Annotated in this window: 14 protein-coding genes and 1 pseudogene; 14 read left to right on the top strand and 1 reads right to left on the bottom strand. The window is 60.9% G+C overall.

From position 1 onward, the window contains the following. Positions 1-83: 83 nt before the first annotated feature. The 12 genes and pseudogenes from ACP7BS_RS26425 (at position 84) to ACP7BS_RS26480 (ending at position 15,176) form a co-directional block, all read left to right on the top strand. Positions 84-947 carry a MurR/RpiR family transcriptional regulator gene (locus ACP7BS_RS26425; protein WP_426240462.1) on the top strand — a complete coding sequence of 288 codons (864 nt, stop codon included), beginning with the start codon at positions 84-86 and terminating at the stop codon, positions 945-947. 28 nt (positions 948-975) lie between these two features. After that, positions 976-1,752, top strand: coding sequence for an SDR family oxidoreductase (locus tag ACP7BS_RS26430; protein ID WP_426240464.1), 777 nt, complete (start codon positions 976-978; stop codon positions 1,750-1,752). A gap of 17 nt (positions 1,753-1,769) precedes the next feature. Continuing rightward, positions 1,770-3,689, top strand: coding sequence for a beta-N-acetylhexosaminidase (locus tag ACP7BS_RS26435; protein WP_426240466.1), 1,920 nt, complete (start codon positions 1,770-1,772; stop codon positions 3,687-3,689). A 23-nt stretch (positions 3,690-3,712) separates the two neighbouring features. After that, positions 3,713-5,150 (top strand): annotated as a pseudogene (locus ACP7BS_RS26440) (M81 family metallopeptidase). Between the two features lie 80 nt (positions 5,151-5,230). Continuing rightward, a complete protein-coding gene (locus ACP7BS_RS26445) occupies positions 5,231-6,448 on the top strand; it encodes an MFS transporter (RefSeq protein WP_426240468.1) in 1,218 nt (405 codons plus the stop codon). A gap of 262 nt (positions 6,449-6,710) precedes the next feature. Beyond that, positions 6,711-7,616 carry a LysR family transcriptional regulator gene (locus ACP7BS_RS26450; RefSeq protein WP_426240519.1) on the top strand — a complete coding sequence of 302 codons (906 nt, stop codon included), beginning with the start codon at positions 6,711-6,713 and terminating at the stop codon, positions 7,614-7,616. A 178-nt stretch (positions 7,617-7,794) separates the two neighbouring features. Further along, positions 7,795-8,739, top strand: a complete 945-nt coding sequence (locus tag ACP7BS_RS26455; protein WP_426232553.1) for an ABC transporter permease — start codon at positions 7,795-7,797, stop codon at positions 8,737-8,739. Then, the gene (locus tag ACP7BS_RS26460) at positions 8,736-9,554 is read left to right on the top strand and encodes an ABC transporter permease (RefSeq protein ID WP_426240470.1); all 819 of its coding nucleotides are present in this window, start codon (positions 8,736-8,738) and stop codon (positions 9,552-9,554) included. Before ACP7BS_RS26455 ends, ACP7BS_RS26460 begins: the two co-directional genes overlap by 4 nt. After that, positions 9,551-11,179 carry an ABC transporter ATP-binding protein gene (locus ACP7BS_RS26465; RefSeq protein WP_426240472.1) on the top strand — a complete coding sequence of 543 codons (1,629 nt, stop codon included), beginning with the start codon at positions 9,551-9,553 and terminating at the stop codon, positions 11,177-11,179. Before ACP7BS_RS26460 ends, ACP7BS_RS26465 begins: the two co-directional genes overlap by 4 nt. A 1-nt stretch (position 11,180) precedes the next feature. Next, a complete protein-coding gene (locus ACP7BS_RS26470; RefSeq protein ID WP_426240474.1) occupies positions 11,181-12,041 on the top strand; it encodes a serine hydrolase in 861 nt (286 codons plus the stop codon). A 25-nt stretch (positions 12,042-12,066) separates the two neighbouring features. Beyond that, entirely contained in the window at positions 12,067-13,611 is a 1,545-nt protein-coding gene (locus ACP7BS_RS26475; RefSeq protein WP_426240476.1) for an ABC transporter substrate-binding protein, read from the top strand. A gap of 122 nt (positions 13,612-13,733) precedes the next feature. Beyond that, positions 13,734-15,176 (top strand): M20 family metallopeptidase, encoded by a 1,443-nt coding sequence (locus tag ACP7BS_RS26480; protein WP_426240478.1) that lies wholly within the window; start codon positions 13,734-13,736, stop codon positions 15,174-15,176. A 21-nt stretch (positions 15,177-15,197) separates the two neighbouring features. Here the strand turns inward: ACP7BS_RS26480 and ACP7BS_RS26485 are convergent, their stop codons facing one another. Continuing rightward, the gene (locus ACP7BS_RS26485) at positions 15,198-15,746 is read right to left on the bottom strand and encodes a cupin domain-containing protein (RefSeq protein WP_426240480.1); all 549 of its coding nucleotides are present in this window, start codon (positions 15,744-15,746) and stop codon (positions 15,198-15,200) included. A gap of 143 nt (positions 15,747-15,889) precedes the next feature. Here ACP7BS_RS26485 and ACP7BS_RS26490 point away from each other — a divergent pair, with 143 nt between their 5' ends. Further along, positions 15,890-17,227, top strand: coding sequence for an aspartate aminotransferase family protein (locus tag ACP7BS_RS26490; protein ID WP_426240482.1), 1,338 nt, complete (start codon positions 15,890-15,892; stop codon positions 17,225-17,227). Between the two features lie 69 nt (positions 17,228-17,296). Further along, positions 17,297-17,689: a GFA family protein gene (locus ACP7BS_RS26495; protein ID WP_426232545.1), complete on the top strand. Its 393-nt coding sequence runs from the start codon at positions 17,297-17,299 to the stop codon at positions 17,687-17,689. Positions 17,690-18,020: the final 331 nt, after the last annotated feature.

Consider the following 18,020-nt stretch of genomic DNA (forward strand, 5'->3'; position numbering starts at 1 on the left):
ATCGTATGCCAGATCGCAGCATTGCCGCGGTTTCAGGAAGCCTCTTCAAGGCGGCCTGGCGATTTCATTGAGGGTGCTGTCTGATGGATATTTTCTCGACACTTCAGGAAGAAAAAGGGCGACTTTCGCCGGCCGAAGGCCGCATTGCCGAAATATTGCTGACTGATTTCGAGTTTGCGGTGAATGCCTCGATCATCGAGCTGGCGGGCAAGGCGGATGTATCCCCGCCGACCGTCACACGCTTCTGCCGCCGGTTGGGCTGCGACAGCTTTTCCGACTTCAAGGTGCAACTGGCCCGCACCGCGTATGTCGGCATGCGCTACCTCAAGCCCGAACCGAAAAGCCGGGAGCCGGCCGATGTGGCGCAGGATATCGTCTCCAAGGCGCAGAATGCGCTGTTCATGCTGCATCGCAGCCTCGATCTTGCCGCGATCGAGCAGGCGACCGAAAAGCTGGCCGGCGCCAATATGATCTATGCGTTCGGCTCCGGCGGCAATTCCTCGATGATCGCCAGCGAATTGCAGAACCGCCTGTTTCGCCTGGGGCTGCGCATTACCGCAAGTTCCGATCACAGCATGCAGATGATGATGGCGGCTGCCGCCCGGCCCGGCGACGTCGTCATCGGGTCGTCGTTCTCCGGGCGCAACGCAGAACTCGTCCGATCCTTCACGCTCGCCCGCGACCAGAATGTGACGACCATCGCGCTGACGCAGACCGGCAGTCCCGTTGCTCGCGCCGCCGATATCACCGTACCGGTTGATCTGCCTGAAGGTACCAATATCTATCGCCCGACATCGACCCGCATCGCCTATGTCGCACTCCTCGATATCCTGGCCAGTCTTGTTGCCTACCACATCCAGCCACAGGCGACGGTGACGTTGCGGCGCATCAAGCAGCAGCTTGTCGCCCATCGCGACGGCGACGACCGCCAGCTTCTCGGGGATTGATTTCACCATGCTCACAAGGGGACCCGTCATGACTTCATCTGTTGCAATCGTAACGGGGGCTGCTGGAGACATCGGCCGGGCCATTGCCCGCCGTCTTGGCGAAGATCATGATGTCGTGCTGATGCCGGACCTGGATGGCGAAGCTGTTGAACGGGCAGCGGCAAGCCTTAGCAATCCCGCCAAGTTTGTTGCCCTGACCTGCGATATCACCGATGTGGCAAGTGTCGCCGCGATGGCGGCGCGGGCGGCGGAACTCGGCACGGTTCGAACGCTTGTCAACAATGCAGGTGCTGCGCGCGCTGTCAGCCTGCATGACACGACGCCGGAAATCTGGCGCATGGACAGTGTTCTCAACCTTGAGGCCGCCTTTCTCTGCTTTCGTGCTGTCGAAGATGCGTTGAAACAAAGCCATGGCTCGGTGATCAACATCGCCTCGGTCAACGGCACAAATGTCTTTGGTCATCCGGCCTACAGCGCCGCCAAGGCCGGTCTTCTGCACCTGACAAAACTGATCGCCGTCGAATACGGCAAGTACGGCATTCGTGCCAATTCGGTTTCTCCCGGTACTGTGCGCACCCAGGCATGGGAAGTCCGCGCCGCCGCCAATCCGAATGTATTCGAGGACGCACGCCGCTGGTATCCGCTGCAACGGATCGCCAGTCCGGACGACGTGGCCAATGCCGTCGGCTTTCTTGCCAGTCCGCTGGCGTCCGCCATCTCCGGCGTTTGCCTGCCGGTCGACTGCGGCCTGACGGCAGGGCAGACGGAGCTCGCCCGTACCTTCTCGCAATCCGAAAACTATTAGACATCAGAGGAACCGGCATGCAATTGGCGTCCTATCGTCTCGAAAGCGCGTGGCATACGCAGGGCGGTCCGCATGGCCGCTTCGTTTTCAGCCTGTTCAACCTGTCGGACACAGCCATTCACGGCTTTACCATCGTCTACACCGCGCTGACCCGGGTGATCGACAAGACCGCCTGCGAGAATGCCGTCTTCGTCAAGCGCAATGCCAACTACCATGAGTTTGCACCCCCGGCAGGGTTTGTGCTTGCGCCCGGTGCATCCTGGACTTTCACGGTCAGCGGCCTGCACCGCAAAGCCGTGCATTGCACCGACGGGGCGAAATCCGCCTATCTGACGCTCGCCGATGGCCGTCATGTGCCGGTTGCCGTTTCCGATCTCTTGCTCGAGGGGCGGACCAGCGAGCCGCCGCCGGTGCTGTTGCCGGAGGGCAAGCTCGACCTGCCGTTTGCGCTGCAGCCATGGCCCCGCCAGATCGATGCCGTGCCCGGCGATGCTTTCCCCGTTTGCCTCTATCCGGCGCCCGGCGCCTCGATCGACGACCTCAAGGCGATCGATACGGTAATAGGGTTGTTCCGCCGCCTATTCGAAGCCGACCATGCACCGCTCAGCCTGACGGGAAACAGCCAAGGCAGGGCGCTGCACTTGAAGCAGGATGCGGGCATTGCGGCGGAAGGCTATGCGCTGTCCTTTTCTACGGACGCCGTCACGCTCAATTATGGCGGAGCCGCCGGCCGGCAATACGGATTGACGTCGCTCGCGCAGCTTCTGAACGGCGCCCGCCGCGAGCCGGGAAAATTCCGGTTTCCGGTCTCAGGCACGATTTCGGACGCGCCGCGCTACAGCTGGCGCGGCTGTCATCTCGACGTCTCCCGGCAGTTCTATCCGGTCGCCGACGTGGCGCGGCTGATCGATATCCTTGCCTGGTTCAAACTCAACATTTTCCACTGGCACCTGACCGATGACGAGGCGTGGCGGCTTGAGATCAAGGCCTATCCGGAACTGACCACCGTCGGCGTTATCCGCAGCCCGGATGGTCCGCTCCTGCCGCAACTTGGCAACGGGGCCGAGCCTGTCGGTGGGTTCTATAGCCAGGATGATGTCCGCACGCTGGTCGCGCATGCGCAGACGCTGAATGTCGAGATCATCCCCGAGATCGATGTTCCCGGTCACAACTCGGCGACGTTGGTCGCCCTGCGTGACCTCTCCGATGGCCAGGAGGCACCGGAAAGCTATCATTCCGTCCAGGGTTATCCGAACAACGCGCTCAATCCGGCCGTGCCGTTCACCTATGAGTTTCTGGGCAAAGTCTTCGATGAAATGATCACGCTTTTCCCGTCAGCCTATATCCATATCGGCGGTGACGAAGTGGCGAGCGGGGCCTGGCTCGCGTCGCCGCTTGCCCGCAAGCTGATGGAAAGGGAAGGCATTGAGGGCACGTTTGCTCTGCAATCCTATTTCTTAAGGCAGATCAAAGAGATGCTGACAAAGCGCGGCGGGAAGCTTGGCGGCTGGAACGAGGTTGCCCACGGTGGCGGTGTCGACACAGTGGAAACGCTGCTGATGGCCTGGGAGAAGCCGGAAGTCGGTATCGAGCTTGCCCGCGAAGGCTATGACGTGGTGATGACACCCGGACAGGCCTATTATCTCGATATGGTCCAAGGCGAAGAATGGCAGGAGCCGGGCGCCAGCTGGGCCGGCACCGTACCGCCCGCCCATACCTATGGCTATGAGGCGGAAGGCGACTTCCCAGACGAGCTGAAAGACCGGATGAAGGGCGTGCAAGCCTGTATCTGGTCCGAGCATTACCTGTCGCGCGGTTATTTCAACCGTCTGGTCTTCCCACGTCTTCCGGCGATTGCCGAAGCTGCCTGGACGCCGAAAAGTCAAAAGAGCTGGCTGCGCTTTGCGGCCATCGTCCCGCTCAGTCCGAAGCTGTAACACCTGAAATAATGAGGAAAACAATGCGCATCGCCGTTGGTGGTATTCATACCGAATGCAGCACCTATTCGCCGGTCCTGATGACGGTTGAGGATTTTCGCGTGCTGCGCGATGCCGATCTGCTCGGCGCTGAATATTTCAATTTTCCTCAACGCGGCCGGTATCGAGCATGAACCGCTGCTGCACGCACGCGCGGTTCCGGGCGGTCCGGTATCTCGCAAGGCCTATGAGGCCTTCAAGGCGGAGTTCCTTGAAAAACTGCAGGCTGCACTGCCGATCGACGGGCTTTATCTGGCCATGCATGGTGCGATCAATGTCGAGGGTATGGACGACGCCGAGGGGGACTGGATCTTAGCCGCCCGCACGGTCGTCGGACCGGATTGCCCAGTCGCGGCAAGCTACGATCTTCACGGCAATGTCAGCCAGAGGGTCATCGATCAGCTCGATATCTTCGCTGCCTATCGCACCGCGCCGCATATCGATGTGCGCGAAACCATGGTGCGGGCTTGGTCGATGCTGGTGGAAACGCTGCGGACGGGCAATCGCCCGGGGGTCGCCTGGGCCAAGGTGCCACTGCTGCTGCCCGGCGAATGCACCTCGACGGAGGATGAGCCCGCCAAGTCGATCTATCTCGGACTTCCCGCATTCGATGCCCAGCCGGGCATTCTCGATGCCAACCTGATGATTGGCGATGTCTGGGCCGACGAGCCGAGGGCAACGGCATGCGCCGTCGTGACGGGCACCGACAGGCAAGCGGCGTGGAAGGCCGCCGAGGAAATCGCGCAAAAATACTGGAACGCGCGTGAAAATTTCGGCTTCGGCCCGGTCACGGGACCGCTGGAGGAGATGCTCGATATTGCTGCTTCTGCCACGACATCCCCGGTCATCCTTGCCGATTCCGCCGACAATCCGACTGGTGGCGGGGTTGGCGACCGTGCCGATGTGCTGCGTGCGCTGATCGCCCGTGATTGGCATGGTGCACTTCTCGCCGGGATCACCGACCGTCCGGCTGTGGAGGCCTGTTTTGCCGCCGGGGAGGGCGCTTCGCTTACCCTCCGGGTCGGCGGCAGCCTCGATCCAGCCAGCATTCCAGCCGAGGTGACCGCAGCGGTCCTGCGTCTTGATGACAGTGGGGCGGTCGCGGACCGTCAGGCCGTGGTCACAGTTGGTGGTATCACGATCGTGCTGGCTGCACGCCGCCGTCCCTATCACAATATCGAGGATTTCCGGCGGCTGGGGCTCGATCCGAAGGATGTGCGGCTGCTGGTGGTCAAGTCCGGCTATCTGTCGCCGGACCTTTCGCCGACTGCCAATCCGAACCTGATGGCGCTGACGGATGGCGTCGTCAATCAGGATATCGCCAATCTGGCGAGCAATCGCCGGGCGAGACCGGTCTTTCCCTTCGACCGTGATTTCGACTATGTCCCCGCAGCAGCATTGTCGGCGCGCTGGCGGGAATGACGCAGGGTTAGGATATTTGAACCTACCTCCTCGTCCGGATTTTCCGGACGGCCTTTGACCTCCTTTCCGGTGTTCTCATCATGACATCCACGCTGTCGATCGCCTTCCGCCACCCCGTGGTCCGGCTGAGCATGATCGCGATCTTCATGTTTGGCTTCACCGGGGCTGCGACTGCCCCCTATCAGTCGGTGATCGGCATCACCGAGCTCGGCTTGAGCAACGGCTTCTATTCCATCCTGATTTTCGCGGCTGCTGCCGTCAACGTCATTGTCAGCCTCTGGGTCGGCGTGCTTGCTGATCGTATCGGCAATTACCGGATCTTGCTGATGACAGTCATGTCGTTCGGGGTCTTCGGTTATGGCCTCGTCTTTGCCGTACCGGTCCCCGCCAGCTTCGTGTTCTGCACGCTGGTCATGCTGCCGGTCTACAATTCGATGACGTCGCTGTTGTTTGCCAACGTACGCGCCATTGCCAATGCGGAGGGCGGCCGCGATGCGGCGGCGATCAATTCCGGGGTGCGCGCCGGCATCTCGGTTGCCTGGGTTCTGGTACCGGGCCTCGTGGCTCTGGTTCTGGTCGGGCGCGGCAGCATGCTGCCGGCCTATCTGCTTGCCTGCCTCGGATGCATCGTCAATCTCGTGCTGGTTTTCTTCAAGTTGCCGGCCGCCGATGGGCCGCCGCCGGCAAAAAGCCATCGCCATTCCTATCTTGCATCATTTGGCGAAGTTCTCGCGCCAAGCGTCTTCGTCCGCCTGATGGCGATCTCGCTGATCACCTCGACCCTTCATGTCAACGCGGCAGTTCAGCCGCTGATCATAACAGGTGCCGCTGGTGGTAGCGTGACGGACATCGGCGTGGTCGTCGGCATCGTCGCGTTTCTCGAAGTCGTGTTCATTTTCGTCTGGGCTCGCATCCAGGTTCACATGCATGCGGTAACGGCGCTTGCAATCGGCGCTGGGCTTTATGCGGTCTATCTCACGCTCCTGGGTCTTGCCTCCGCCCCCTGGCATGTCTATGCCCTGACGCTGCTCAGCGCCTTTGCAGCGGCGGCCCTCATCAGTATCCCGATCACCTATATCCAGGACCTCATCGCCGACCGCCCGGGTCTCGGCAGTTCGCTCATCTCGGTGAACCTGTTCCTGAGCGGCGGATTGAGCGCCATCCTGTTTGCAATCGGCACCCGCTACAGCGACTATTCGGGCACGTCGATGCTCGGCGCGCTCGCAGGAACGATTGGTCTCGGCCTGATGCTCCATCTCGATGGTCGCAGGCGAGGCGCAAGCCCTAGCCCAAGGTAAGACGGGCGGCGACGATGCCGCCTCCGTCGTTTCCCGCGAACGCACAAAGGCTTTGCGCCCGCAGGTGCCGGGAGCTGCGGGACACATGACTTCCATCTCGTCATGTGTCGAGGTGCCGTTGTCGCAGAAGCCTACCTACGGCTCCGTGCATCATCGCGACTTAACTAACGGTTGGCACCGGGATGCCTTTTGCTTTCATCGCGCCCAGGCGCTACCCATCGAGATGACAGTCCTGATTTCGTGATGAAGAGGCATGGTAATGATCAATTTCCGGCAACTTGAAGTGCTCAAGACCCTGCTTGCGACGGGATCGACGATCGCAACGGCGAAAAGCATGGGATTGAGCCAGTCGGGCGTCAGCCGACTGCTTGCGCAGCTGGAATCCGACCTGTCGCTCAATCTCTTCGCGCGCGACAAGGGGCGGCTTATACCAACGCCGGAGGCGACCATTCTCGCCCGCGACGCCGAGAATATCCTGCTGGGGTTGAACCGGTTCTCCGGCCTGGCGGAAGACCTGCGAAGCGGTGCAACAGGCCCCGAGGTCGTCCGCATCGGGTTGCCGAGCAGCATGTGGGAAGATTTCGCGCCGGCGATGCTGATGGACTATGCAAAAGAATTTCCAAGCGTGCGCATCGAAACTTTCTTCGAAACGACGACCGCGATCACCCGGCTGGTCGAACAACGGGTGATCGATTTCGGCTTCCTGCGCTACGAAGGAGAGGTGGGGCCGGCCATCGAGATGGAGCCGGTGGCAAATGGCGTCAGCGTCTGCGTGATTCCGGAAAACCATGCACTGGCGGAACTCAAGCAAATTACCCCGAAGGACCTGCGCAACATTCCGCTGATCCTGATCGGCCGGCAGCGGCCGACACGCATGCTGCTCGACCAGACGTTCAAGCGGGCGGGCGTGACGCAGAACGTCAAGATCGAGACCCATACCAACAGCTCGGCTTGCGCCTACGCCGCCCACGGTCTCGGCATCGCCATCATCAGCAGTTTTTACGCCAATCTCTACCGGCATCTGCGAATCGTCCAGCGTCCTTTCATTCCGATCTCCAAGCAGGAGTTTGGTCTCGCAAAACCTGCGGGCGTTCCGCCCTCGCTTGCGGCGCAGGCTTTGATGGATGCGCTCAAGCGTCAAATCGCGCTGTCGCAGGCGCTACGCTAACTGGTTTTGCCCGTTGCGCTTTCCGGATATCAGGCGCAGAGCGGACGGCGCCGCATCTGCATAGGGCTATGACGAAATCGCATAATATTGCGCATATTTAGCAAAACCATCATAGTTCGGTCATAAACAAGCCGGCCAACGGTAGCGATCCCGCATCCAATCGTGTTCAGGGGAACCGATGCTCAGATTTATTTTGAACCGCCTGCTGATGGCGTTGCCGACAGTCGTGATCGTTTCGATCACTGTGTTCGCGCTGATCCGCTTCATTCCCGGCGATCCCGCCGCGTTGATGCTGGGCGATATGGCGCAGCCCGAGCAGATCGCCGAAATGCGCTCCGAGCTCGGCCTCGACAAGTCGATGCCCGAACAATTCCTGATCTGGGGCGGCAATGTGCTGACCGGTGATTTCGGCCGGTCGATCGTCAGCGGCGAGCCGGTCCGGCAACTCGTCGTTTCGCATTTTGCCGTTAGCGCCCAGATTGTGCTTGTCGCCGTGCTTTTGGCCAGCCTGATCGCCGTTCCCGCCGGAGTCATTGCGGCCTGGCGGCAAAACAGCCTGACCGATCTTGCACTTGTCGGCACCGCGACCGTGCTTTTGTCGATCCCGACATTCTGGCTCGGTCTATTGCTGCTTCTGTTCTTCGGGCTGCAGCTCGGCTGGCTGCCGGTGCTCGGTTACGTTTCGATCGGCGACAATCTCGTCGGCGGCCTGCTGTATCTGGTTCTACCGGTGATGACGCTGGTCATCCACGAGATGGGCGTGCTAATCCGCATGGCACGCGCCTCGACGCTGGAAGTGCTGAGGCTCGATTACATCACCCATGCACGGGCAAAGGGCCTGTCCGAAAGTGCTGTTCTTTGGAAGCACGCCTTCAAGAACGCTTTTGGTCCGACCTGGACGATGATCGGCCTGATCCTCGGCAATCTGCTGGGCGGCATCGCCGTCATCGAAACGGTCTTCACCATTCCGGGCCTTGGCCGGCTGATGGTCGATGCCATCTTCCAGCGCGATTACCCGGTCATCCAGGGCTGCCTGCTGTTTGTTGCGCTGTCCTACGTGCTCGTCAACCTGATCGTCGACCTGCTCTATCCCCTCTTCGATCCGCGCGTGGTAGCCGAATGAAAAACTATACATTGAACGGCCTCATCGGCGGCGTTCTCATTGCTCTCCTGCTTATTGTCGCAGTGCTCGGTCTCTTCTGGACGCCGTACGATCCGATGAAGCTGAGCTTCACCGCCCGCCTGGCAGCGCCCAGTGCAGAGCATTGGCTCGGAACCGACGAGTTCGGCCGCGACGTGCTGAGCCGCATCATCGTCGGCGCCCGCGCCAGTGTCTGGATCGGGGCCCTCACGGTCTCGCTTGCTGCGATTGCCGGCACGCTGATCGGTCTGGTCAGTGGTTATGCGCGCGGCTGGGTCGATGCCGTGATCATGGCCGTCAACAATGCGCTTCTGGCCTTTCCGGGCATTCTCTTGGCGCTCGGTCTGCTCGCCGTGTTCGGGGCAAACCAGTACGGCATCATCTTTGCACTCGGCATTGCCTACACGCCGTCGATGGCGCGTGTCGTTCGTGGCGCCGTGTTATCCCTGCGCGAACGCGAATTCATCGAAGCCTCGAAGATCATGGGCAACAGCGAAGTCTTCACGATGCTGCGGCACATCCTGCCCAATTGCCTAGCGCCGATCACCGTCCTGTCGACGTCGATGTTCGGCTGGGCGATCCTGTCGGAGAGCGCCCTGAGCTTCCTTGGCCTCGGCGTACCGCCACCGGCGCCCACTTGGGGCAACATGCTTGCGGCCGGGCGCCCGTTCATCGAGCAGGCCGTCTGGCTTGGTCTCTTCCCCGGTCTCTGCATCGCGCTGACTCTGCTTGGCATCAATCTTCTCGGCGACGCGCTCCGCGACAAGCTCGATCCCCGCATGCGAGGTCTGAAATGACACAGGAAAGACTTCTCAGCGTCCGTGACCTCTCGCTCGAGGTCGCCCAGCGCGGCGTCGAGGTGGTGAAGAAGGTCAGCTTCGACATTGAGCCGGGTGAAATCTTCGGCATCGTCGGCGAAAGCGGCTCCGGCAAATCATTGGCGACGCGGGCGATCATTTCGCTTCTGCCACCGGCCATTAAGGTGACGGGCGGGCAGGTGGTCTTCAAGGGGCGCGACGTCCTATCGATGAGCGAAGCCGGGCTTCGCGAATTGCGCGGCGCGGAAATCGGACTGGTCTTCCAGGAACCAATGACCTCGCTCAATCCGTCGATGACCATCGGCCGGCAGCTGGAGGAGGGGCTGACGCTTCACACAAACATGCCGCCGGCCACGCGGCGCGAGCGCATTCTTGCCATGCTCCAGCGCGTCGGTATCCGTGACCCGGACGGCGCGCTTTCCGCTTATCCGCACGAGTTTTCCGGCGGCATGCGGCAACGCATCATGCTGGCCTCGGTCATGCTGCTGAAGCCGGCACTGTTGATCGCCGACGAACCGACGACGGCGCTCGACGCCGTCATCCAGCGCGACGTCATGGAGCTGATGGTCGAGTTGACCAAGGCCGAAGGCACTGCCGTCCTCCTGATCAGCCACGATCTGCCGATGGTGGCGCGCTATACCAGCCGGATCGTGGTGATGGAAAAGGGCTCGCTGGTCGAACAGGGAACGACCGAGCAGATCCTCGAAAAGCCGCATCATCCGTATACGCGAAAACTGCTTTCATCGCTGCCGATCCGTGGCGAGGTCCGCACCATTGACACGATCTCGGCTCCGATGATTTCGGCACGCAATATTGTTGTCGATTACCCCGGCCGCAAATCGCTGTTCAAGAAGGGCACGCCGAAACGGGCGCTGCACGGCGTCAGCGTCGATATCCATGCCGGCGAAGTGGTGGCACTGGTCGGCGGCTCCGGCTCGGGCAAGACGACGCTTGGCCGCACCATCGCCGGGCTTGTCAACCAGAGCTCGGGGGACATTCTGTTTCAGGGCCGTGAACGGTCAGCGGATTGGCGCGACTACCGGCTGAACTGCCAGATGGTCTTCCAAGATCCCTATTCGTCGCTCGATCCGCGCATGACGATCCTTTCGCTGGCCGAGGAAGCCTTGCGGCTGGTGCCGGGTATTGACCGGGCTGCCAAGACGAAGCGGGCCTATGAAACGCTGGAGGAAGTCGGGCTCGGTGCCGAATATGCCCTGCGCTATCCGCACGAACTGTCCGGCGGCCAACGCCAGCGCGTTGCGATCGCCCGCGCCATTGCCCGGCGGCCAAAATTCCTGATCGCCGACGAACCGGTCTCCGCGCTCGACGTCACCGTCCGCGCGCAGGTCTTGACGCTCTTTTCCGATCTGCAGAAGCGCTACGGCTTTTCCTGCCTGTTCATCAGTCACGATCTCGGCGTCGTCGAGCAGGTGGCTGACCGCGTCATCGTCATGCAGGACGGCCGCATCATCGAACACGGCGACCGCAACACGATCTTCGACAAGCCGAAGGAGGCCTATACGCGGCGCCTTCTCTCGGCCATCCCCGCGCTCGATCTCAACGAGACCGGTGGGGTCAAACTGAAATGGCGTCTGGAGGCCTGATATGAACACGACAACTTCGAGCAAGGTGGCCGAGCGGCTGAACGCGATCTGCGACGCGCAATCCTTCGTCACCCGCTACTGCGTCCGCAATCTGCTGACCGGCGAAACGTTTGGGCGCGGCGCCGACGAGGAAACCCCGTCCGCCAGCACGCGCAAGACATCGATCATGATGGCCGCACTCAAGGCCATCGGCGAAGGCCGTCTCGATTTCGATGAGCAAATCGTCTACGAAGCGCGCTTTGCGGACGAAGTCGCAAGCGGCATCTTCCGTTATCTGACGCCCGGCATCGTCATCTCGCTGCGCGATGCGATCACCGGCATGATGGTTCTGAGCGACAATGTCTGCACCAAGATGGTGTTCGAGCGGCTGACGCTGGAAGAAGTCGATCTCTACTGCAAGTCGATCGGCATGAACGGCACCCATCACCGCTTCCTCATCCCGCCTTTGGCACTGTCGCCGGATCATGCGCTCGGTGCGGTGACGACGACGACGGCAAACGATCAGGTCATGCTGTTGCAGACCATTCTCGATGCGCAGACCTTGAGTGCTGCCGCCGCCAAGCTCGGTTGCCCGATGGAGCTTTGCCAATTTGCTCTGCAGACTTTGAAGAGCCAGGTGCTGCGCTACGGCATTCATTCGCGCCTGCCATTCGAAACCAAGGTCGCCAGCAAGGGCGGACGCGGCAAGCGCGGCCGCATGGACGCAGGCATCGTCTACCGCAACGGTTCGCCGTTCTACATCATCGCCGCCTATACCGACCAGGTGCCGCAGGCGATGCCGGACGGAACGCCCGGATACACGATGTCACTTGAAACCATCGGCAGGCTGTCGCGCGCCTGCTGGGATGAATTCCAGTCATAACCAAATCAAAAAAGAGGGTAGAACAATGAAGACAATTCTCCTGGCCGGCACCATGCTGGCAGCACTCGCCGGTACCGCCGCAGCCCGCGATATCGTCGTGGCGCAAAGCTCCGATCTGCGCAGCAACAATCCCGGTGTCAACCGCGACGGCAATACCGACAGCATCATCCTTCATATCGTCGAAGGCCTCGTCGGTTATGCCAACAATGGCGAGGTCAAGCCGCTCCTGGCAGAAAGCGTCGATATGGCGCCGGATGGCCTGAGCTACACATTCAAGCTGCGCAACGATGTGAAGTTTCACAACGGCAAGCCCCTGACGGCGGAAGACGTCGTCTGGAACTGGAACCGCTACATGGATCCGGCTACCAAATGGACCTGCCTCAAGGATTTCGACGGCAATGGCGCCACCCATGTCACCGGGATCAAGGCCGTTGACGCCTCGACCGTGACGATGACGCTCGAAAAGCCATCCGCCGTTTTCCTCGGCCTGATGTCGCGCCCCGAATGCGGCTATACCGGCATAATCTCGCCCGAATCCGTTGCTGCTGACGGCACGTTCGATAAGCCGATCGGCACCGGCCCATTCCAGTGGGACGTGTGGAAGAAGGGCGAATATCTGCACCTTGCCAAGTTCGACGGTTATATCTCGCCGAAGAATGACGGCAAGCCGGATGGCGTCGTTGGATCGAAGCGGCCGCTGGTCGATGGCATCAAGTTCATGGTCATTCCGGATGCCTCGACCGTTAAGGCTGGTCTGCAATCCGGCGTATTGGACACCGCTGAAATCTCGCCGGATCTCATTCCGGAATTCAAGGACAGCGAAACCACCCAGCTGATCATTGCCCGCAACAACGGCAAGAACCTGTTCTACATCCAGACCCGTGATCCGGTGCTCAGCAGACCTGCGATCCGCCGGGCCATGGCACAGGCGCTCGATCTCGACCAGCTGGTCGCCGCGGCATCGAACGGGACGGGCGAAGCGAACAGTTCGATGATCTCGTCTGATTCCGTCTACTACAGCGACGTGCAGAAGAAGCGTCTGCCCTATGATCTGGAGGCGGCGAAGAAGGAACTCGAGGCGTCCGGTTACAAGGGCGAACCGATCAGCATCATCGCCAACAAGCGCGGCAACGTGCCCAGCTTCCCGGCTGCCGTGATGGCGCAGGCGATGCTGCAGCAGATCGGGCTCAACGTGCAGATCGAGGTGCTCGACTATGCCACGCAGGTCGATCGCCGCCGCTCGGGCAACTACCAGATCATCTCGCAATCCGTCACGCCGCGTCTCGATCCGGCGCTGATGTACAGCTTCTATGTCGGCGACAAGGACAAGAACGCCTCGCTGATGTGGGACGATCCGAAGGCGCGCGACCTGATGAAGGCTGCCTATGCCGAGATCGACCCGAAGAAACGCCAGGCGATCTTCGACGAGTTCCATGAACTGATGCTGCAGGAAATGCCCGGCATCTTCCTCTACGACATGGTCGATGTGTGGGGCGCCACAAAGGCACTGAAGGGCCAGCCGGTCTGGCAGTCCAATGCCCGCCTCTGGGAAGTGTCACTCGACAAGTAAGCCTTAAGCGAACCACGCCGCTCTGGCGGCGTGTCTTTCCTTTTTTAACATGAACGCAGCCGGCGGAGACCCCTCCGCCGCCCGGATTTCCGACGCCGAAATGCGTCGACGCGAGGATACGCATGCCCGACAAATCTTCCCTGCTTTCTCTGGCGACTGCCATCGATGCCATGGCGCCGCAGTTCACAGCGCTCAGCGATCAAATCTGGGACTTCGCCGAACTGAAATTTGATGAACAGCGGTCGGCAGCGCTGTTGATCGCGATGTTGGAGCAGAACGGCTTTTCCGTGCGGAGAAACGTCGCGGATATGGAAACGGCGTTCATCGGCGAGTTTGGCAGCGGCAAGCCTGTCATCGCCTTTATCGGCGAATTCGATGCACTGGCTGGCATGAGCCAGATCGCGGGTGTCGACACTCCGCAGGCCGTGTCGCCGGATGGCACAGGCCATGGCTGCGGTCATAATCTGCTCGGCGCCGGCTCGTTGCTCGCAGCAATCTCGCTTGCCATACACTTGAAGGCCGAAGGTCTGCCGGGCACCGTTCGCTATTATGGCTGCCCGGGAGAAGAGGGCGGTTCTGGCAAGACATTCATGGTGCGCGCCGGCGCCTTCGACGATGTCGATGCAGCACTCACCTGGCACCCAGCCCCGTTTAACGGGGTGCGCTCGACCAACAATCTGGCGGTGCTCGAAACCTTTTACCGCTTCAAGGGCGTGGCCGCGCACGCTGCCAACAGCGCCCATCTCGGCCGTTCCGCCCTTGATGCGGTGGAATTGATGAATGTCGGCGTCAATTTTCTGCGCGAGCACATGCCGCAGGATTGCCGCGTCCATTATGCCATTACCGACGCAGGCGGCCGCGCGGCGAATGTGGTGCAGGCCAAGGCCGAAGTGCTGTACCTGATCCGTGCGCCGGACATGGCGCAGGCGCTGGCTCTGGCCGAGCGGGTGGGCAAGGTGGCGCAGGGTGCTGCCACAATGACGGAAACCGAAGTCGAGACCATCTTCGATACTGCCTCGACCAACCTGCTGCCCAATCTGACGCTCGAAAACGCTATCCATGACAACATGGTTGCGCTCGGGCCCGTGCCGTTCGATGACGATGATATCGCCTTTGCAAAAAAGATCCAGGCGACCTTTACCGACGAAGCGGTCAAAAGCAGCATCCGTCTGTACCAGATCAAGGGTGACGTCTTTTCCAACGACAAGATCGACGGCTCAACGGCGCTGCATCTGGGCTTGCGTGCCTTCGAAGGCCAGTCGCATTTTCGCGCGGGTTCGACCGATGTCGGGGATGTCAGCCGGGTGACGCCGACGGCGCAATGCTGGGCGCCCGCCTGGGCAATCGGCACCAATCCACACACATGGCAGGTTGTCGCGCAGGGCCGCAGTCCGGCGGCGCACAAGGCGATGGTGCATGCGGCAAAGGTTTTAGCAGCCACCGGCCTTGATCTGGCAACGTCGGAAAAGCTGCGTGACGAGGCAAGGGCCGAGTGGAACGACAAGATGGACGGCCAGCCCTATGTCTGCCCGATCCCGGCTGACGTCAAACCGGGACAGCACTAAGCCAACCGCCGTACCCGCCGATCAGAAGGTCGGCGGCGTGCAGGCGCTGATGATTTCACAAGCCACCGGCCCGACGCAGCGGAATCGGTGCGGGCGGCGGCTTTCGAAATAATAAGCATCGCCCGGCCCAAGGATCCGGCGTTCATCATCGACAGTGACTTCCAGCCGCCCGGACAGGATGATGCCGCCTTCCTCGCCGTCATGCACCAGCGGCACTTTGCCGGTGTCCGCGCCGGGCTGATAACATTCCTTGAGGATTTGCAGGCTGCGGCCGAACAGATTATCGCCGATCTGCCGGTAGGATATTGGCCCCTTGCCGATTTCGACGAGTTCGTCGCCCCGATAGAAAGCCTTCTTCGGGCGGTCCGGCTCGAAGGCAAAAAACTCCGCGAGCCCGATCGGAATGCCGTCGAGGATGCGCTTCAGCGCACCGACGGAGGGATTGGAGGAATTGGATTCGATCAGCGAAATCGTTGAGTTCGTCACGCCCGACCGCTTCGCCAGTTCCCGCTGCGACAAATTGTTGAGCAGGCGTACATGGCGCAACCGGTTTCCGATATCGACAGACATGCCCATCCCCCGTTTCTCATGTTCGAAATATCGCAACTATCACATTTCACGGCAAGCATTTTCAATAGCTTATTAAAGATCAGAAAAGGACTTGTTTCGGCATTTGAAATCGTGGCGTCATCGTGGTCTCACAGGAGGTCGCCATGAACCAGCACAGCAAACCAAACACCCCGGTACTCGACAGCTACTGGATGCCGTTTACCGCCAACCGGCAATTCAAGGCGGCGCCGCGCCTGCTCGCCTCGGCAGAGGGCATGCATTATACCAGCGTCGATGGACGCAAGATCCTTGATGGCACCGCCGGCCTCTGGTGCGTCAATGCGGGTCATGGCCGCCGCCAGATCGCGTCAGCGGTCGAGCGCCAGCTGCTGACGCTGGATTTCGCACCGTCCTTCCAGATGGGCCATCCGATCGCCTTTGATTTTGCCGAGCGGCTGGCCGAAATCGCGCCGGGCGGTAAGGGCGAAAAGCTCGACCGCGTGTTCTTCACAGGCTCCGGCTCGGAATCCGTCGATACAGCCCTCAAGATCGCTGTCGCCTACCAGCGGTCGATCGGGCAGGGCACACGCACACGGCTGATCGGCCGGGAGCGCGGCTATCATGGCGTCGGTTTCGGCGGCATTTCCGTTGGTGGCCTCGTCAACAATCGCCGGGTCTTTCCGCTCATTCCCGGCACGGACCATCTGCGCCATACGCATGATCTTGTAAAGAACGCCTTTGTCAAAGGCCAGCCCGAGCACGGCGCCGAGCTTGCCGATGATCTGGAAAGACTGGTCGCCCTGCATGGCGCCGAAACCATCGCGGCCTGCATTGTCGAACCCGTCGCTGGTTCAACCGGCGTACTGATCCCGCCAAAGGGCTATCTTGAGCGGCTGCGCAAGATCTGCTCGACCCACGGCATCCTGTTGATATTCGATGAGGTCATCACCGGTTTCGGCCGCCTCGGCGCGCCGTTTGCCACCGATTATTTCGGCGTGACGCCCGATCTCGTCACCACGGCGAAGGGCCTGACCAACGGCGCGATTCCGATGGGTGCCGTGTTTACCAGCCGCAAGGTGCACGACGCGCTGATGCATGGGCCGGACGGCCAGATCGAGCTGTTCCACGGCTACACCTATTCCGGCCATCCGGCAGCCTGCGCCGCGGGTATCGCGACGCTCGATATTTACCGCGACGAAGGTCTCTTGACACGGGCAGCCGAGCTGCAGGACGATTGGCATGATGCAATGCATTCGCTCAAAGGCCTGCCGCATGTCACCGATATTCGCACGATCGGCCTGATCGCCGGCATCGAGCTAGCCCCCCGCGACGGCGCGCCCGGTGCGCGCGCTTACGATGTCTTCGTCGATTGCTTCGAACGGGGCCTGCTGATCCGCGTCACCGGCGACATCATAGCCTTCTCGCCGCCGCTGATAGCTGAGAAATCCCATATCGAGGACATCGTCTCGATGCTCGGTGATGCCTTGAAGCTGGTGCAGTAGTCCGTATGATTGAGGCGTTCGGCTGTTAATCAAAAACATGCCGGGCGCCAAATTCGGAGGAAACATGGCATGGACCGATTGACCGGCGGTTGCCTGTGCGGCGAGGTCCGCTTTGTGGCGGCCGGCTCCCCATACCGGGTCGGCCTTTGTCACTGTCTCGACTGCCGCAAGCATCATGGCGCCCTTTTTCACGCTTCCGCAATCTTCCCTGAGGATGCGGTGACGATCGAGGGCGAAACGCGCGACTATGCCGGGCGGTTTTTTTGCCCCCGCTGTGGCTCTCCCGTTTTTGCACGCAGCGCCGACGAAATCGAAGTGAACCTCGGATCCTTGGATGCCCCAGACCAACTGATGCCGACCTACGAGCTCTGGACTTCCCGCCGCGAATCCTGGCTGCCGCAATTTCCGCTCGTGAAAGGATACAATCGCGATCGCGATGACACGAGCCGCTATGAGGCGTAGGTCACAGGATCAGCGCGAAGATGCCGTTATCGGGTAACAGAACTGTCAGAGGTTAACGGCGCGTCACTCCGGAAGCCCAGCCTTACGGAAACCCTCAACGAAATGCTCAAGCACCGTCGCTCGCGAAATGGCTCCGTCGCGGCCCAGTGGCGGGTGGTAAAATGCAGGTTGCCGACGAGGAATAGCTCGGCCTGCCGCACGGCCAATTTGCAGATAGGCTCAGGGAGGTGCCGGATGGACGCGTTCGCTATGATCTTTCTGTGATCGTGAACGCTGCAAGCTCTGGACTGATGACAAACTTATATTGTCCGCGATCCACTTGACCTGGCTT

Origin of the sequence: Pararhizobium sp. DWP1-1-3, assembly GCF_049896125.1 — a bacterium.
Lineage (GTDB): Bacteria > Pseudomonadota > Alphaproteobacteria > Rhizobiales > Rhizobiaceae > Pararhizobium.